The 14,254-nt window shown below is 72.0% G+C and carries 18 protein-coding genes; 13 read left to right on the top strand and 5 right to left on the bottom strand.

Annotated features, from left to right (window positions below):
• The first annotated feature begins 141 nt into the window (after nt 1-141).
• The 7 genes from paaA to ASC64_RS14000 are packed head-to-tail and all read left to right on the top strand — an operon-like array spanning nt 142 to nt 5,395.
• Complete coding sequence (gene paaA / locus ASC64_RS14030; RefSeq protein WP_056908155.1) at nt 142-1,107, top strand: 1,2-phenylacetyl-CoA epoxidase subunit PaaA; 966 nt, start codon at nt 142-144, stop codon at nt 1,105-1,107.
• Nucleotides 1,104-1,466, top strand: a complete 363-nt coding sequence (gene paaB, locus ASC64_RS14025) for a 1,2-phenylacetyl-CoA epoxidase subunit PaaB (protein WP_056908154.1) — start codon at nt 1,104-1,106, stop codon at nt 1,464-1,466. Before paaA ends, paaB begins: the two co-directional genes overlap by 4 nt.
• An 11-nt stretch (nt 1,467-1,477) precedes the next feature.
• On the top strand, nt 1,478-2,404 hold the full coding sequence (gene paaC, locus ASC64_RS14020; RefSeq protein ID WP_200937765.1) for a 1,2-phenylacetyl-CoA epoxidase subunit PaaC: 927 nt from the start codon (nt 1,478-1,480) through the stop codon (nt 2,402-2,404).
• Between the two features lie 5 nt (nt 2,405-2,409).
• Nucleotides 2,410-2,916, top strand: a complete 507-nt coding sequence (paaD, locus tag ASC64_RS14015) for a 1,2-phenylacetyl-CoA epoxidase subunit PaaD (RefSeq protein ID WP_056908152.1) — start codon at nt 2,410-2,412, stop codon at nt 2,914-2,916.
• Nucleotides 2,917-2,920: 4 nt separating this feature from the next.
• Nucleotides 2,921-3,976, top strand: a complete 1,056-nt coding sequence (paaE, locus tag ASC64_RS14010) for a 1,2-phenylacetyl-CoA epoxidase subunit PaaE (RefSeq protein ID WP_056908151.1) — start codon at nt 2,921-2,923, stop codon at nt 3,974-3,976.
• Nucleotides 3,969-4,406: a hydroxyphenylacetyl-CoA thioesterase PaaI gene (gene paaI / locus ASC64_RS14005; protein WP_056908150.1), complete on the top strand. Its 438-nt coding sequence runs from the start codon at nt 3,969-3,971 to the stop codon at nt 4,404-4,406. The genes paaE and paaI overlap by 8 nt, the downstream gene beginning before the upstream one ends.
• Nucleotides 4,407-4,456: 50 nt before the next feature.
• Nucleotides 4,457-5,395 (top strand): AMIN-like domain-containing (lipo)protein, encoded by a 939-nt coding sequence (locus tag ASC64_RS14000; RefSeq protein WP_156385204.1) that lies wholly within the window; start codon nt 4,457-4,459, stop codon nt 5,393-5,395.
• A 6-nt stretch (nt 5,396-5,401) separates the two neighbouring features.
• Here ASC64_RS14000 and ASC64_RS22100 read toward each other — a convergent pair whose 3' ends face one another.
• Nucleotides 5,402-6,259, bottom strand: coding sequence for a hypothetical protein (locus tag ASC64_RS22100; protein WP_056908148.1), 858 nt, complete (start codon nt 6,257-6,259; stop codon nt 5,402-5,404).
• 62 nt (nt 6,260-6,321) lie between these two features.
• Entirely contained in the window at nt 6,322-6,930 is a 609-nt protein-coding gene (locus tag ASC64_RS13990; protein ID WP_056908147.1) for a TetR/AcrR family transcriptional regulator, read from the bottom strand.
• Between the two features lie 229 nt (nt 6,931-7,159).
• On the opposite strand from ASC64_RS13990, the gene ASC64_RS13985 reads away from it, so the two are divergent.
• Nucleotides 7,160-9,274: a DEAD/DEAH box helicase gene (locus ASC64_RS13985; protein ID WP_056908414.1), complete on the top strand. Its 2,115-nt coding sequence runs from the start codon at nt 7,160-7,162 to the stop codon at nt 9,272-9,274.
• 49 nt (nt 9,275-9,323) lie between these two features.
• Nucleotides 9,324-9,794 carry a DUF5709 domain-containing protein gene (locus ASC64_RS13980; protein WP_056908146.1) on the top strand — a complete coding sequence of 157 codons (471 nt, stop codon included), beginning with the start codon at nt 9,324-9,326 and terminating at the stop codon, nt 9,792-9,794.
• Here ASC64_RS13980 and ASC64_RS13975 read toward each other — a convergent pair.
• A complete protein-coding gene (locus tag ASC64_RS13975) occupies nt 9,788-10,213 on the bottom strand; it encodes a GNAT family N-acetyltransferase (RefSeq protein ID WP_200937763.1) in 426 nt (141 codons plus the stop codon). The genes ASC64_RS13980 and ASC64_RS13975 overlap by 7 nt on opposite strands.
• Nucleotides 10,214-10,290: 77 nt before the next feature.
• On the opposite strand from ASC64_RS13975, the gene ASC64_RS13970 reads away from it, so the two are divergent.
• The 4 genes from ASC64_RS13970 to ASC64_RS13955 all read left to right on the top strand — a co-directional run bounded on the left by ASC64_RS13970 (nt 10,291) and on the right by ASC64_RS13955 (nt 12,800).
• On the top strand, nt 10,291-10,899 hold the full coding sequence (locus tag ASC64_RS13970) for a hypothetical protein (RefSeq protein ID WP_056908144.1): 609 nt from the start codon (nt 10,291-10,293) through the stop codon (nt 10,897-10,899).
• Between the two features lie 75 nt (nt 10,900-10,974).
• Nucleotides 10,975-11,772 (top strand): aldo/keto reductase, encoded by a 798-nt coding sequence (locus ASC64_RS13965; RefSeq protein WP_056908143.1) that lies wholly within the window; start codon nt 10,975-10,977, stop codon nt 11,770-11,772.
• A gap of 70 nt (nt 11,773-11,842) precedes the next feature.
• Nucleotides 11,843-12,160: a hypothetical protein gene (locus ASC64_RS13960; protein ID WP_056908142.1), complete on the top strand. Its 318-nt coding sequence runs from the start codon at nt 11,843-11,845 to the stop codon at nt 12,158-12,160.
• Between the two features lie 73 nt (nt 12,161-12,233).
• The gene (locus ASC64_RS13955; protein WP_056908141.1) at nt 12,234-12,800 is read left to right on the top strand and encodes a TerD family protein; all 567 of its coding nucleotides are present in this window, start codon (nt 12,234-12,236) and stop codon (nt 12,798-12,800) included.
• Nucleotides 12,801-13,025: 225 nt separating this feature from the next.
• Here ASC64_RS13955 and ASC64_RS13950 read toward each other — a convergent pair whose 3' ends face one another.
• Nucleotides 13,026-13,508, bottom strand: coding sequence for a hypothetical protein (locus tag ASC64_RS13950; protein ID WP_056908140.1), 483 nt, complete (start codon nt 13,506-13,508; stop codon nt 13,026-13,028).
• A 69-nt stretch (nt 13,509-13,577) separates the two neighbouring features.
• Nucleotides 13,578-14,252, bottom strand: coding sequence for a class I SAM-dependent methyltransferase (locus tag ASC64_RS13945; RefSeq protein WP_235563751.1), 675 nt, complete (start codon nt 14,250-14,252; stop codon nt 13,578-13,580).
• Nucleotides 14,253-14,254: the final 2 nt, after the last annotated feature.

The raw sequence follows: 14,254 nt of genomic DNA, 5'->3' as shown, positions 1-14,254 counted from the left end.
TCTGGGGCGGCGTCGAGCGGGCGTGGAACGGTGGGCACGCGGCTGTTTGCGTGCCAGAGTGACTGGTGACACACTAATACCAGACCGATCGGTCAGTAAATGTGGCCGGAGCCGACCTGCCGGCCCGGTTCAGGAGGACGGATGACCCTCACCGAGACCGCGCGCGGCCCCGCCCCGGACGCCGAGCTCGAGCGTCACTTCGAGGCGACCATCGCGCGCAACGACCGGATCGAGCCGCGCGACTGGATGCCGGAGGGCTACCGCAAGACCCTCGTGCGGCAGATCGCCCAGCACGCGCACAGCGAGATCATCGGCATGCAGCCGGAGGGCAACTGGATCACCCGCGCCCCGAGCCTGCGCCGCAAGGCGATCCTGCTCGCCAAGGTGCAGGACGAGGCGGGCCACGGGCTCTACCTCTACTCCGCCGCCGAGACCCTCGGGGTCTCCCGGCTCGAGCTCACCGAGCTGCTGCTCGCCGGCCGGCAGAAGTACTCCTCGATCTTCAACTACCCCACGCTGTCCTACGCCGACGTCGGCACGATCGGCTGGCTCGTCGACGGCGCCGCGATCTGCAACCAGGTGCCGCTGTGCCGCACCTCCTACGGCCCCTACGGCCGCGCGATGATCCGGGTGTGCAAGGAGGAGTCGTTCCACCAGCGCCAGGGCTACGAGCTGCTCGCCACGATGATGCGTGGCACCGACGAGCAGCGTGCCATGGTGCAGGAGTCGGTCGACCGGTTCTGGTGGCCGGCGCTGATGATGTTCGGCCCACCCGACGCCGACTCGCCCAACACGGCCCAGTCGATGGCGTGGGGGATCAAGCGCAACACCAACGACGAGCTCCGCCAGAAGTTCGTCGACATGTCCGTCCCCCAGGCCGAGGCGCTCGGCGTGACCTTCCCCGATCCTGAGCTGAGGTGGAACGAGGAGCGCGGCCACCACGACTTCGGCCAGCCCGACTGGGAGGAGTTCATGGAGGGCGTGAAGGGCAACGGCCCCTGCAACGCCCAGCGCATGGCCCACCGCCGCCGCGCCCACGAGGACGGCGCCTGGGTGCGCGAGGCCGCGACGGCCTACGCCGCGAAGCAGCGGAAGGCGACCGCATGAGCAACCTGTCCGCCGAGGGCGGCCACGGCGCCGTGCCGCTCCAGGGCGTGCCGACGGGGGAGGGCGTCACGCCGCCCGAGCCGGAGTGGCCGCTGTGGGAGGTCTTCGTCCGTGGCAAGCGCGGGCTCAACCACGTGCACGTCGGCTCGCTGCACGCGGCCGACGACCGGATGGCCCTGCTGCACGCCCGCGACGTCTACACCCGCCGCAACGAGGGCGTCAGCATCTGGGTGGTCCGCGCCGACGCCATCACCGCCTCGAGCCCGGACGAGAAGGACCCGATGTTCGCGCCGAGCGGCGACAAGGTCTACCGCCACCCGACCTTCTACGACATCCCCGACAACGTCCCTCATATGTGATGACTGACCACGTGCACACGACTGACGAGGACGAGCACGAGAGCGCCTACTCGGGCCTGCTCGTCAACGACGCCCACTGGGCCTTCGGCACCGACTTCGAGGACCCCCTCGCCGGCGTCGACACGACCATTCCCGAGGGGGTGGACGCGCCCGCGCTGGCGGCGTACGCCCTGATGCTGGGCGACGACGCGCTGGTGATGTCGCACCGGATCTCGGAGTGGACCAGCAACGCCCCCGACCTCGAGGACGACATCGCGCTGTCCAACATCGCGCTCGACCTGCTCGGCCAGGCGCGGCTGCTGCTCGCGCGTGCGGCCAAGGCAGACGCGTCGGTGGTGCCCGACCTGCCCGAGGGCTCGCCGGCGCCGCCGGAGGACGCGCTGGCGTTCTTCCGCGAGGCCCACGACTTCCGCAACGTGCGGTTCGCCGAGCTCGCCAACGGTGACTTCGCCGACGCGACCGTGCGGGTGCTGCTGTTCTCCATCTGGCGGCTCGCCACCTTCGAGCGCCTGCGCTCCAGCCGCGACCACGTGCTCGCGGCCGTCGCCGCCAAGGGCGTCAAGGAGCTGGCCTACCACCGCGACTACGCCGCTCGCTGGTTCGTCACGCTCGCGCAGGGCACCGAGGAGTCGCGCCGCCGGCTGGTGGCGGCCCTCGACGCCCTCTGGCCGCTGTGGCCCGAGCTGTTCGACACGCACGCAGTGGAGGCCGCGGCCGCAGCGGCCGGCGTGGGCGTCGACCCCGCCTCCGTGCGGGAGGCGGCCGAGGCCACGCTCGACCAGGTGCTCGCCGCGGCCGACGTGCCGCGGTCGGAGGCCCCGCGGCGTGCGGGTGTCCTCGGTCGCACGGGTCGCGACGGCATGCACGGCGAGCCGCTGAGCCGGATGCTCGCCGAGATGCAGTCCGTCGCACGCGCCCACCCGAGGGGTCAGTGGTGAGACTGATGAGTCGTACGACGACCGAGCGGGCCCGGGCCGTCGCGGCGCGGGTCACCGACCCGGAGCTGCCGATGCTCACGCTGGTCGACCTCGGCGTGCTGCGTGACGTCGAGGTGGTGGGCGACGCGCACGTCGTCGTCGACATCACCCCGACCTACTCCGGCTGCCCCGCCATGGCCGCGATGCGCGACGACCTGGTGCGCGAGCTCAGCGGTGCCGGCTTCGACCGGGTCGAGGTCCGGGTCAGCCTCGACCCCGCGTGGACCACCGACTGGATCACCCCCGCGGGTCGGGCCGCGCTCGCCGCGGCCGGGATCTCGCCCCCGGGGCCGGCGCCGTCGCACGACGGCCCGATCCCGCTCACCCTGCTGCCGACGGCCCGGCAGGTCCGCTGTCCGCAGTGCGACTCTCCGGCGACCGAGCTGGTCTCGGAGTTCGGCTCGACGGCCTGCAAGGCGCAGTACCGCTGCACCGCGTGCCTCGAGCCCTTCGACCACGTCAAGGAGATCTAGGGCCGTGGCCACCACCTTCCACCAGCTGACGATCCGCGACGTCGAGCCGTTGACCGAGGACTCGGCAGCGGTGACCTTCGACGTCCCCGACGACCTGCGCGAGCTGTTCGCCTTCGAGCCCGGGGAGTCGCTGACGCTGCGCCGGGTCGTCGACGGCGTCGAGCACCGCCGGACGTACTCCATCTGTGCGCCCGCGGGCGCCGCGCCGCGCATCGGCGTGCGTGAGATCCCCGGTGGCCTGTTCTCGTCCTGGCTGATCCACCAGGCCGGTCCCGGGGAGAGCGTCGAGGTGGCCGAGCCGTCGGGCAGCTTCCGCGCCGATCCGGCCAGCCCGGGACGGCACCTGTGCATCGCTGCCGGCTCCGGCATCACGCCGATGCTCTCGATCGCCGCGTCCGTCCTGGCCAACCCCGACAGCTCCGTGACGATGCTCTACGGCAACCGCGAGACGACGTCGGTGATGTTCGCCGAGGAGCTCAGCGACCTGAAGAACCTCCACGGACCACGCTTCGACCTCGTCCACGTGCTGTCGCGCGAGCCCCGCGACGTGGAGCTGTTCTCCGGGCGCCTCGACGCCGACCGCCTGCGTCGCCTGCTGCCGCTCAAGGTGCCGCTCGCCGCGCTCGACCACGTCTGGCTGTGCGGTCCGCTCGGACTGATCCAGGACGCGCGCACCGTGCTCGAGGAGCTCGGCGTGCCGAAGGAGAAGGTGCACTTCGAGCTGTTCTTCGTCGACGAGCCGCCGCCCACGCTGCGCCACGCCGACCGCGTGGTCGAGGGGGTGACGAGCGAGGTCACCGTCGTGCTCGACGGGCGTACGACGACCACGCCGATGCCCCGCGACGCCACGATCCTCGACTCCGCCCAGGCCGTGCGCAGCGACCTGCCGTTCGCCTGCAAGGGCGGCGTGTGCGGCACCTGCCGGGCGAAAGTCACCGACGGCGACGTCGAGATGGTGCGCAACTACGCCCTCGAGCCCGACGAGGTGGAGCAGCAGTTCGTGCTGACCTGCCAGACCTACCCGGTGAGCGACGCGGTCACGGTCGACTTCGATGCCTGAGCCGCTCGCGGGCGCCCGCGAGATGTGGGCGGCCGACGCGGCGAGCGCGGGCCTCGGGATGCGCGTCGAGGACCTCGGAGAGGGACGGGCCGTGGTCTCGATGGTCGTCCGCGACGACATGGTCAACGGCCACGACCTCTGCCACGGCGGTCTGATCGCCAGCCTGGCCGACTCGGCCTTCGCGCTGGCGTGCAACTCACACGGGCCGGTCACCGTCGCCGCAGGCTTCTCGATCGACTTCCTCGAGCCGGCCCGGCTGGGGCAGGTCCTCCGCGCCGAGGCGCGCGAGGTCTCGCTGCGTGGCCGCTCGGGCGTCTACGACGTCACGGTGCGCGCGGACGACCCGGCGGTCGGCGAGGTCATCGCAGTGTTCCGTGGCCGCAGCCGGTCACTGGGCCGCCCCGTCGGGTCCGGCGACGGAGCCGGCTGAACCGAGGACCTTCGTCCCTTCCCGTGGACGCCTGCTCTGCCTACCGTCGGATGATCGGTCCGTCCCTGGGGAGGTACGTGATGAAGGTCCCGCGGCTGCTGCTTCCGCTCCTCGCACTCACGCTGGCGCCTGCGCTCGTGGCCACGCAGGGCGGGCAGGCGGCGTCCGGCGTCGCCGAGCGCGCCGCGCCGGTCACCCCGGTGCTCGTGGCCGTACGGGCGGCGCACCGCGGTGACGTCGACCGGGTGGTCTTCGAGTTCCGCGGCGGGCTGCCGGCCGACCGACAGGTGGAGTACGTCGACCGGCTGTTCGCCGACGGGTCGGGACGACGGGTGCACGTCGCAGGGCAGGCACTGCTGCTGGTGCGCTTCGAGCGCGCCCAGGCGCACACGGACGCGGGAGCAGCCACCGCCGCACCGCGCCGGGTGGCGTTCCCCCTGCCCAACGTGGTGACGGCGGTGCGCGCGGGTGACTTCGAGGCGGTCACGACGTACGGCATCGGGCTGGCCAAGCGGACCCCCGTGCGGGTGACGACCCTGCAGGCACCGCCGCGCGTGGTGGTCGAGGTCGGCGCCGGCTTCCCGACCGTCCAGCGCCGGGTGTGGTTCTTCCATCGCGACCGCTTCGTCGACAACCGCGAGCCGTTCTTCGTGCCGGTCCGGCGGCTCGTCCGTCCGGGCGCTCCGGCGACCGGCGTCATGGACCGGCTCTTCGCCGGTCCGCTGCCGGGGGAGCGCGCACGTGGCCTGCGGTTGCTGCGTTCGGGCGCCACCGGCTACGACGACCTCTCGGTCTCGGGTGGCGTCGCGGACCTGCGGCTCACCGGCCGGTGCCGCAGCGGCGGCTCGACCGTGACCGTGGCGGGCGAGGTGCTGCCCACCCTGAAGCAGTTCGCGACCGTGGACCGCGTGGTGCTCCGCGACGCGTCCGGCTCGACGCTCGACCCGGACGGTCCCGGGGACTCGACGCCGGAGTGCCTGGAGCCGTGATCCCGGCTACCGCTTCAACCGCACGGTGGCCTCGGCGCCGAGGAGGTCGTGCTGGCGTGGCACCACCACCCGGTAGGTGCCCCGGGGCAGGTCGATGACCATCACGTCCTGCGAGCCGAGCGTCTGGGTGCGGCGCACGGTGCGCCACTTCTTGCCCCTGCGCTTCTTGACGATGAAGCGGTAGTTCGAGGGGTCGAGGTCGGGACCGATGTCGACCCGGATCCGCGACTTCCTCCGCACCGCGCCCAGCCGGAGGGTGATCTGAGGGGCCGGTGGTGTCGGCACCGCCTCCGGCGGCGGGGGGACCGGTGTCGTCGGGGTCGTCGGCGGTGGTGGTGGCGGCGGCGTCGGGGTCGGCGTCGGGGTCGGCGTCGGTGTCGGCGTCGGTGTCGGCGTCGGCGGCGGTGGTGGCGGTGGCGGTGGGTTGGCGATGGCGACGCTGCCGCTCCACACCAGGGCGTTGTCCCCGGGCGTGCCGCCGGCGTTGATGGCGAAGATGTAGACCGGCTGCGTGCCGTGGACGGGGACGGAGATGGTGGCGTCGAAGCCGTGGTAGGGCCCGGAGCCGTACACCGCGTCCACGTCCGGGCGGTACGCGGCCGCCGGCCCCATGTCGTACCCCCACGAGCCCGCGTCGCCGGGCCCGCTGCCGCCGACGTAGACGTGGTAGCTGATCGAGACGGACGGGGCGTCGTCGTCGAACATCCAGCCGTAGAACCTCAGCTGCCCGGCGCCGGGGGAGAGGACGCCGTCGACCGAGGAGGTGAAGGTGCCGGCCGCCGAGGCCGGCGGACCTCCGGTCACCGTCGCCGCGGCCACCAGGACGGCCGCCACCAACGTCGTGATCGCGCGCGAGCACCGCATCGATCCCCCTCGTCGATCCCTCGAGTCGTTGCCCCGTGCCCCCGGAGCGGCAGTGCCCGAGCCTAGCGGTCGTGCCGGGCGATCCCGTCGAACGCCAGCGCCGTCACGCCGTCGGCCAGCGCCTCCGCGTCGAGGTCGGCGCGGACCCACTCGGTCAGGGAGTTGACCATGCCGAAGAGCAGGCGGCTGATCAGGAGGGGGTCGAGGTCGGCGCGGACCACACCGTCGTCCACCGCGAGGCGCACCATGTCGGCGAGCCGCTGGTCGATCGTGCGACGGCGGGCGAGCGCCGCCTGCTCGACCGGGGTGTTGCCGTGCACCCGCAGCAGCAGCGTCACCGCGGGCAGGTGCTCGACCAGCACGGTGACGCTGCTGCGCACGGCGGCGCGCAGCCGCGCGCCGGCGTCGAGGTCGTCGGCCGCCGCGACCTCGTCGAGAGCGGCGGCGAGGGCGTCGAGGGCCTCGTCGATCGCGCTGCGGAGCAGGTGCTCCTTGCTCGGGACGTGGTGGTAGATCGCCGACTTGGTGAGCCCGAGCTCGCGCGCCACGTCGCCGACGCTCGTGGCGTCGTAGCCCTGCCGGTTGAACAGGTCGACCGCGACCCGGAGCACCGCACGCTGGTCGTGGCCGGGGCGCCCACGCCGCGCGCTGGTCTCCGGCCCTCCCTGCATGGGGGACACCGTCTCACGCCGGCCACGCCGATGTGGCCAACGGTTACCTGCTCGGGACGGGCGGGGGCTAGACTGGCGCCAGCGTCCCGCGCCGTGCCCGACTGATCACCACCGATCCACAGGGCCCCGCAGCGCGACGTATCGCTCCAACCTCCACGCCGTGGTGTGCAGGTCAGCGCCGACCCAGGCTCGCCTGCTCCGCGACGCGTACCCGTTCCGGGAGGACACCTTGGCCCAGCGCCAACGCCAGCGCGGCGGTCGCCGCACCCCTGCGCACGCCCGCCACAAGGACAACGAGGGCATCGTCCCCGTGCTCGCTCGCGCCGTGCGCGAGCTCGAGTCCGCCGTGCAGCGCGGCCCGCTCGCCCCCGGGCAGCGCGTGCGCTTCCAGGTCGTGGCGCTGCTGGCGCGCGAGCATCGCACCGACGTACGTGCGTCGACCGAGCTCACCGACGCCCAGAAGGCCGACGAGCTCAAGCGCCTCGACGGCATCGCGACGATCCTCGCCAAGACCGCCACCCGCGACCCCTCGCTGTTCGGCCTGCTGTCCGAGGACGCGATGGTCACCGACAGCGCCCGCGACCTGCGCCTGGAGATGCTCCGCAAGGCCGGCATCGAGGCGGCCCCCGAGGAGCCCAAGCCCGACGACGAGGCGGGTCCCGGCCTCGGCGAGCGGCGGGTCGTCCCGCAGTCGGTCGCGCAGCACCAGCTCGCCAACCCGTTCCTGGTCCCCGACTTCGAGATCGGTCGCGAGCGCCGCAGCGTGCACGGCCGGCTCTCCAGCTGGGAGCTGCTCGGCCCGCTGTTCCGCTCCTTCGAGATGGGCGGGTCCTCGTCCTGCATGGACCTGCCGGAGGCCACCTCGCTCAACGCCCCCGGCAAGCTCGAGCTGATGCCGCACCAGGCCCGGCTGATCGCCTCGGCGGCGGAGGGTCACCGCACCTTCCTGCTCGCCGACGAGCCCGGCCTCGGCAAGACCGCACAGGCGCTCCTCGCTGCGCAGGCCGCCAACGCCTTCCCGCTGCTCGTCGTGTGCCCCAACGTCGTCAAGACCAACTGGGCGCGTGAGACCGAGCGCTGGACCCCGCGCCGTCGCGCCACCGTGATCCACGGCGACGGCGACCAGGTCGACGCGTTCGCCGACGTGATCATCGTCAACTACGAGATCCTCGACCGCCACGCCGGCTGGCTGGGCGACTTCGGGTTCCGCGGCATGGTCGTCGACGAGGCACACTTCATCAAGAACAAGACCTCCCAGCGCTCGCGCCACGTGCTCGAGCTCTCCGAGCGGCTCCGCTCGCGCACGGCCCGACCGCTGCTGATGGCGCTGACCGGCACCCCGCTGATCAACGACATCGAGGACTTCCGCGCGATCTGGCAGTTCCTCGGCTGGATCGACGACACCAAGCCGATGGCCCGCCTGATGGAGGCCCTGGAGGACACCGAGCTCACGCCGGCAGACCACGCCTTCTACCCGGCGGCACGCAAGGCCGTGATCGACATGGGCATCGTGCGCCGTCGCAAGGTCGACGTCGCCGAGGACATCCCGGCCCGTCGCATCGCCGACATCCCGGTCGAGCTCGACGACGAGGACACTCGCTCGATCCGCGCGGCCGAGAAGGAGCTCGCCCGCCGGCTCGTCCAGCGCTACAAGGCGGCCCTGGAGACCCGGCGTACGGGCTCCGTCGTCGACGGCATCGACCACGAGCTCGTCCGTCGCGTCGCGACGTGGGAGCGCGAGGAGATGGACTCCGGCACGTCCGGGGAGAACGTCTTCTCGATGTTCCGGCGCATCGGCAAGGCCAAGGCCGGGCTCGCCGCCGACTACGCCGCGCAGCTCGCGCGCAACGTCGGCAAGGTGGTCTTCTTCGCCCGCCACGTCGACGTCATGGACATCGCCGAGGAGACCTTCACCCGTCGCGGCCTCAAGCACACCTCCATCCGTGGCGACCAGTCGGCCAAGGCACGCGAGAAGGCCATCGACGGGTTCGTCAACGACCGCGACGTGCAGGTCATCGTCTGCTCGCTCGCCGCGGCCGGCGTCGGCGTCAACCTCCAGGTGGCGTCCAACGTGGTGCTCTCCGAGCTGTCGTGGACCGACGCCGAGCAGACCCAGGCGATCGACCGCGTCCACCGCATCGGCCAGAGCGACCCCGTGACGGCCTGGCGCATCATCGCCGCGCAGACCATCGACACCCGGATCGCGGAGCTCATCGACTCCAAGGCCGGCCTCGCCGCTCGGGCCCTCGACGGGTCCGACGAGGAGGTCTCGTCCTCGGCCAACATCCAGACCGAGGCGCTGGTCGCGCTGCTCACCGACGCGCTGGAGCGCGAGCTCGGCTGAGGCACTTCGGCACTTGTCCTGCTCGCGCCGGTCCGGTACGCCTGTAGACATGAGTGAGGACCGCGAGAACTACCTCGACATGTCCGTGGACGACGAGGACCAGCTGCAGCCGGAGGACACGCTCGACGACCGTGACCTCGACGACGTGCTCGACCGCGGCTACTCACCGCCGGACCGTCCGCCCAAGGGCTACGACGACTACCCGACCGAGGCAGAGATGCGCCGCGGCGAGTCGCTCGACGAGCGCCTCTCCGAGGAGGTCCCCGACGTCGACCCCTGGGCCGAGGACAGCGGGGACGACGAGCGCGAGGACGAGAACGCGCTCGACGAGGAGCTCGGCCTCGACGAGGCCGACCCCCGCGCGGGCCGACTCGTCCAGCCCGACCAGGGCCTCGGCGAGGATCGCGACAAGCAGGAGCTGGCGCAGGACGTCGGCATCGACGGCGCCGGCGCGTCCGCCGAGGAGGCCGCCATGCACATCACCCGGGGGCCCGACCCCGACGCTCGAGAGGACTACTGAGGCTCGACGAGCTCCTTGCGGAAGTGCACGTCGGCGTGGCCCGCGACGGGTACGCCGTCCCAACGGAAGATCTCCCGGTAGCCGTGCCGCTCGTAGAAGCCCGGCGCCTGGAACGTGAACGACGTGACGAAGACCCGAAGGGCTCCTCGGGCGGCTGCTTCCTGCTCGAAGCGGATGAGGAGGTCCGACCCGACCCCGGAGCCCCTCTGGTCGTCACGCACCCACGTCAGGCCGATGCCGGCGGCCTCCTGCCAGGTCCATCCGCTCAGCCCTCCGACGAGCTCGCCGTCCTGGTCCACGGCGGTGACCGTGAGCTCCACGGCCGACGGCCCGGGGACCGCCCTGGCGTTGAAGGTGTCGAGCTCACCCGAGAGGCGCGCGTCGAGTGCTGGGTCTGCTGAGCCGGTGCGGATCTCCACGAGCAGGATCGTGGCACGACGTGCCTCCGGTTCCGTGGTCGCCGTCGGAGGGGCCGCGGGTGTCTAGGATTCGCCGCATGTCGTTCCGCCACAGCCTCCGGCTCGCCGTCGGCGTGCTTCCCCTCGTCGCCCTGCTTCCGTCGACGGCGTACGCGGAACGGGTCGTGACCCGCGACCCGGCGGGGGACGCGCTCGTCACGTCCGAGGTGGACGGGGTCGAGCAGTCGGCCGTCGCGCCGGAGCAGCGCACGCTCGACATCGTCCGGACGGTGGTCGACCACCGCTCCGAGGTCGTTCTGGTGCGCGTGCAGTTCCGGAGGCTCGCCACGGACCCGTTGATGTTCATCGGCACCCGGCTCAGGCTGCCGCGGGGCAAGGTCGACGTGCTCGTCGAGCACCTCGGCGGCAAGCCGATCGTGAGTGGTGCGGCCCGTGGAAGCAGGGAGATCGACTGCCCGGGCCTGGAGGCCCGCGTCCAGCGCTCCACCCGGTCGAGCATCCTCTCGGTGCCGACATCGTGCTTGGGCGACGCACGCTGGGTCCGCGTCGGCGTGGTGGCCTACGGCGTCGACCTCGACCAAGAGGACGACGCGCAGGTGAGCGGGGTCTACTCCGACGACGCGCACCGCGACGGGCCCTTCGACGTGGACAAGCCGGCCCTGGGCCCCAGGGTCCGTCGCGGCTGACCTGCACGCCCCTGGGTCTCGGGTCGGAGGATCAGTGCCGGGAGTGGCCACCACCCCCGTGGCTAGCATCGCAGCATGACGGACCACGCCCCACAGCTCCCGGACCAGACGCTCACCCTCGCCGGAGGCGCCCAGATCCCGCTGCTCGGGTTCGGCACGTGGCAGATCAAGGGCGACGATGCCGTGCGGGCCACGTCGAGCGCACTCGAGGCCGGCTACCGCCACGTGGACACCGCGACGGTGTACGGCAACGAGGCGGAGGTGGGGAGGGCACTGGCCGAGAGCGGCGTGCCCCGCGACGAGGTGTTCGTGACGACCAAGTGCCCGCCCGACAACGTCGGCAAGGAGCTCGACACGCTCCGCACGAGCCTCGAGCTGCTGCAGCTCGACCACGTCGACCTCTGGCTCATCCACTGGCCGGGGTCCGGGTCGATCAACGTCGACATGTGGCGGGCCTTCGTCGAGGCTCGTGAGGCCGGGCTGGTCCGTGAGATCGGCGTGAGCAACTTCGACAGCTCGCTCCTCGACGAGGTCAGCGCGGCGACGGGGGTGATGCCTGCGATCAACCAGGTCCGGTGGAGTCCGCTGCTGTTCGACGCCGAGGTGCTGGGGGAGCACCGAGCGCGCGGGGTCGCGGTCGAGGGCTACAGCGCGTTGCGGGGCGGGACGCTCGACCACCCCGCCATCGTGGACATCGCGGATCGCGTGGGCCGTACGCCGGCCCAGGTGATCATCCGCTGGCACCTGCAGCACGACGTCGTCGTCATTCCGAAGTCGGTCAATGCCGATCGCATCAGGTCGAACGCCGGCGTGGCAGGGTTCTCCCTCAGCGACGAGGACATGGCGGCTCTCGACGCCCTGGCCGCCCGCTAGCCCCCGCGCGGGTCGTGCCCGTCGTTGCCTAGGCTGGGACAGCCATCCCCCTGCACGAACCGAGGTCCCTGTGCCCGCCAGCCGCTCCGCCCGCCAGAGGAAGGCCAGCGCCGACGCAGGCCCGCTGGCCGTGGTCCGCATCGACGTGAGCGCCGACGACTCCTTTGCCTACAAGATCTCGTGCACGCAGTGCGAGATCCCGCGCCCCGGATCCGGCACCCGCGCCTGGAGCACCCGCCGCGCCGGTGAGGACAACGGCTACATGGCCGCGATGGATCGATGGATCCTCCACCTCACGTCCAAGCACCCTGATGTCGAGGCGCCGTGCCTGACCTACCTGCCCGAGGCCCGCGCACGGCTCCAGGAGCGACGCGACGCCCGGCCCTGAGGCCAGCCGCTGCCCGTCGGCGCAGCCTCCCTGGCTGTACGTTCGTGAGCACCACCTGACGAAGGAGCGACCCGTGATCGAGCTGACCGAGGGCCAGGAGCTTGCTCTCACCGCCGCGGACGGGACGCCCCTGACCAAGGTGCAGATGGCTCTCGGCTGGGACCACGCTCCGACGGCCGGCTTCATCGGCAGCGGAGCAGCGCCCATCGACCTCGACGCCTCGGCCGTGCAGTTCGCCGGCGGCCAGCTCTTCGACCTGGCCTTCTTCAACAACCTCGCGACCCGGGACGGGTCGGTGGTCCACCTGGGCGACAACACCACCGGCAAAGGCGCGGGCGACGACGAGGTGATCACGGTGGACCTGGGTCGGGTCTACTCGAAGGTCGAGTCGATCCTGTTCGTGGTCAGCAGCTACCAGGGGCACTCCCTGGAGTACATCCACAACGCCTACTGCCGGCTCCTCGACGACGACGGCACCGAGCTGGCGCGCTTCACCATCACGCTCGGGGTGCGCGAGACGGGCCTCGTCATGGCCAGGCTGTTCCGTGACGGGGCGGCCTGGAGGCTCGGCGCGATCGGAGCCGGGATCGCCCTCAAGACGCCGACGGACTCGATCGAGGCACTCCTGCCGTTCGTCTGAGTGCCACGGGCGGCCGGCTCGCGGACCTCACGTCGCCAGGACGCTCAGGTGTCGTCGTCGCCCCAGCGCCCGAGGGCGACGATCGCCTCGCGCAGAGCGAGGCCGCGATCGCGAAGCACGACACGGTGTGGTCGGACATCTCGGTGTTCAGAGTCCAGCCGAGGGAGCAGTAGAAGGCGGTGGCCCGGGTGTGCGGCCGACCGGCCCGTCCCGTCGGCCGCGTGCTCAGGCGCGGGTGAAGGTCATGTGCCAGTTGAGCGTCCACGTGGCGCCGTCGTCGTGGGAGAACGACTGCTGCCACCGTGGGCGGTCCGGGTCGTCTGCCAACCACTCGAAGCGGACCCGCACGTGACGTCCGGCGATCGTGTCGGCGGTCTCGAAGACCCCATGAGTGCCGTCGAACCCGCCTGCGACGGGCGTGTCGAGAACTCCCGGCGCCCGTGTCGAGCTCCACCAGATCCGCCAGGTCTCCTCATCGGGCTCGTAGAGACGCAGGGTGAAGCCGTCGAAAGGCGCTCCGCCGTCGGTCGGATGGGGGACGCTCATCTGGTCGACGTGCCCGATGCCGTGGAGGACGGGACTGACATCACTGTGGGCATCGAACTCGACCCAGCGGTCGCAGGTCGGGTCGGTCACGTCCGCCAGCTTGCGGTTGCGGACCGACCAGCTGCCGAAGATGAAGTCGAAGTCATGCTGCGAGGAGCTCATGCCACCGGACCCTAGGGACCGGCACCGACAGCCGCCGCCACCCTCGAGCAGGACGCAGGCGGACCTGGCTCAGGGCGCCGTCCACTCCAGCGTGTGCCGGAACCCCAGGTGGTGGCGCATCCGTGCGCCGGGCATCACGGCGCGGGCAAGGTCCCGCAGCTGGTCGAACGTGAGGGTCGGGTCGGCGACCGGGAAGGGCGGGGGCGCCGGTGCCTCGCGTGCGGGCCACGGATGCTTCACGAAGCCGATGACAGGGTTGGTGACCATGGAGGCGAGGTCCCAGGCCAGGTCGGCGGGAGACGCCGGTGGGGCGAGTCCCACGAAGAGGAACCGGCCGCCGGGCGCCAGCAGGCGGCGTACGTCGTGGAGGGCGGCCTCGACGTCGAGGTGGTGCAGCACCGCGACCATCGTGACGACGTCGAACGGCCCGTCGACCGACGCGAGCGGCGTGTCGGAGACGTGGACGGACGGCACGCCGAGGCAGCGCGCCGTCGCGGCCGCCCGCATGCCCGCGTCGGTGTCGATGCCGACGACCTCGTGCACCCTCTCGGCGAGGCGGGCCAGCAGCTCGCCGCGGCCGCACCCGACGTCGAGGGCGCGACGAGGTTGCTCTGGCAGCCGGGCGAGGATCCAGCCGTGGAAGTGGTCGTTGTGGCTCCAGGGGTGCCGCGCGTTGAGACCGGCCATCGTCGAGGAGAGCCGGCCGCCCCACCGGCTGCGGGTGACACGACGGACGTCGAGCACGG

The sequence above is a fragment of the Nocardioides sp. Root122 genome (assembly GCF_001425025.1).
Classification (GTDB): domain Bacteria; phylum Actinomycetota; class Actinomycetes; order Propionibacteriales; family Nocardioidaceae; genus Nocardioides.
This window is presented reverse-complemented; position numbering and strand designations above follow the sequence as displayed.

Bases quoted from the DNA above. Each gene is read 5' to 3' on its own strand.
- paaA (WP_056908155.1), top strand. From the start codon at position 142: ATGACCCTCACCGAGACCGCGCGCGGCCCCGCCCCGGACGCCGAGCTC.
- paaB (WP_056908154.1), top strand. From the start codon at position 1,104: ATGAGCAACCTGTCCGCCGAGGGCGGCCACGGCGCCGTGCCGCTCCAG.
- paaD (WP_056908152.1), top strand. From the start codon at position 2,410: ATGAGTCGTACGACGACCGAGCGGGCCCGGGCCGTCGCGGCGCGGGTC.
- paaI (WP_056908150.1), top strand. From the start codon at position 3,969: ATGCCTGAGCCGCTCGCGGGCGCCCGCGAGATGTGGGCGGCCGACGCG.
- ASC64_RS14000 (WP_156385204.1), top strand. From the start codon at position 4,457: ATGATCGGTCCGTCCCTGGGGAGGTACGTGATGAAGGTCCCGCGGCTG.
- ASC64_RS22100 (WP_056908148.1), bottom strand. From the start codon at position 6,259: ATGCGGTGCTCGCGCGCGATCACGACGTTGGTGGCGGCCGTCCTGGTG.
- ASC64_RS13990 (WP_056908147.1), bottom strand. From the start codon at position 6,930: ATGCAGGGAGGGCCGGAGACCAGCGCGCGGCGTGGGCGCCCCGGCCAC.
- ASC64_RS13980 (WP_056908146.1), top strand. From the start codon at position 9,324: ATGAGTGAGGACCGCGAGAACTACCTCGACATGTCCGTGGACGACGAG.
- ASC64_RS13970 (WP_056908144.1), top strand. From the start codon at position 10,291: ATGTCGTTCCGCCACAGCCTCCGGCTCGCCGTCGGCGTGCTTCCCCTC.
- ASC64_RS13965 (WP_056908143.1), top strand. From the start codon at position 10,975: ATGACGGACCACGCCCCACAGCTCCCGGACCAGACGCTCACCCTCGCC.
- ASC64_RS13950 (WP_056908140.1), bottom strand. From the start codon at position 13,508: ATGAGCTCCTCGCAGCATGACTTCGACTTCATCTTCGGCAGCTGGTCG.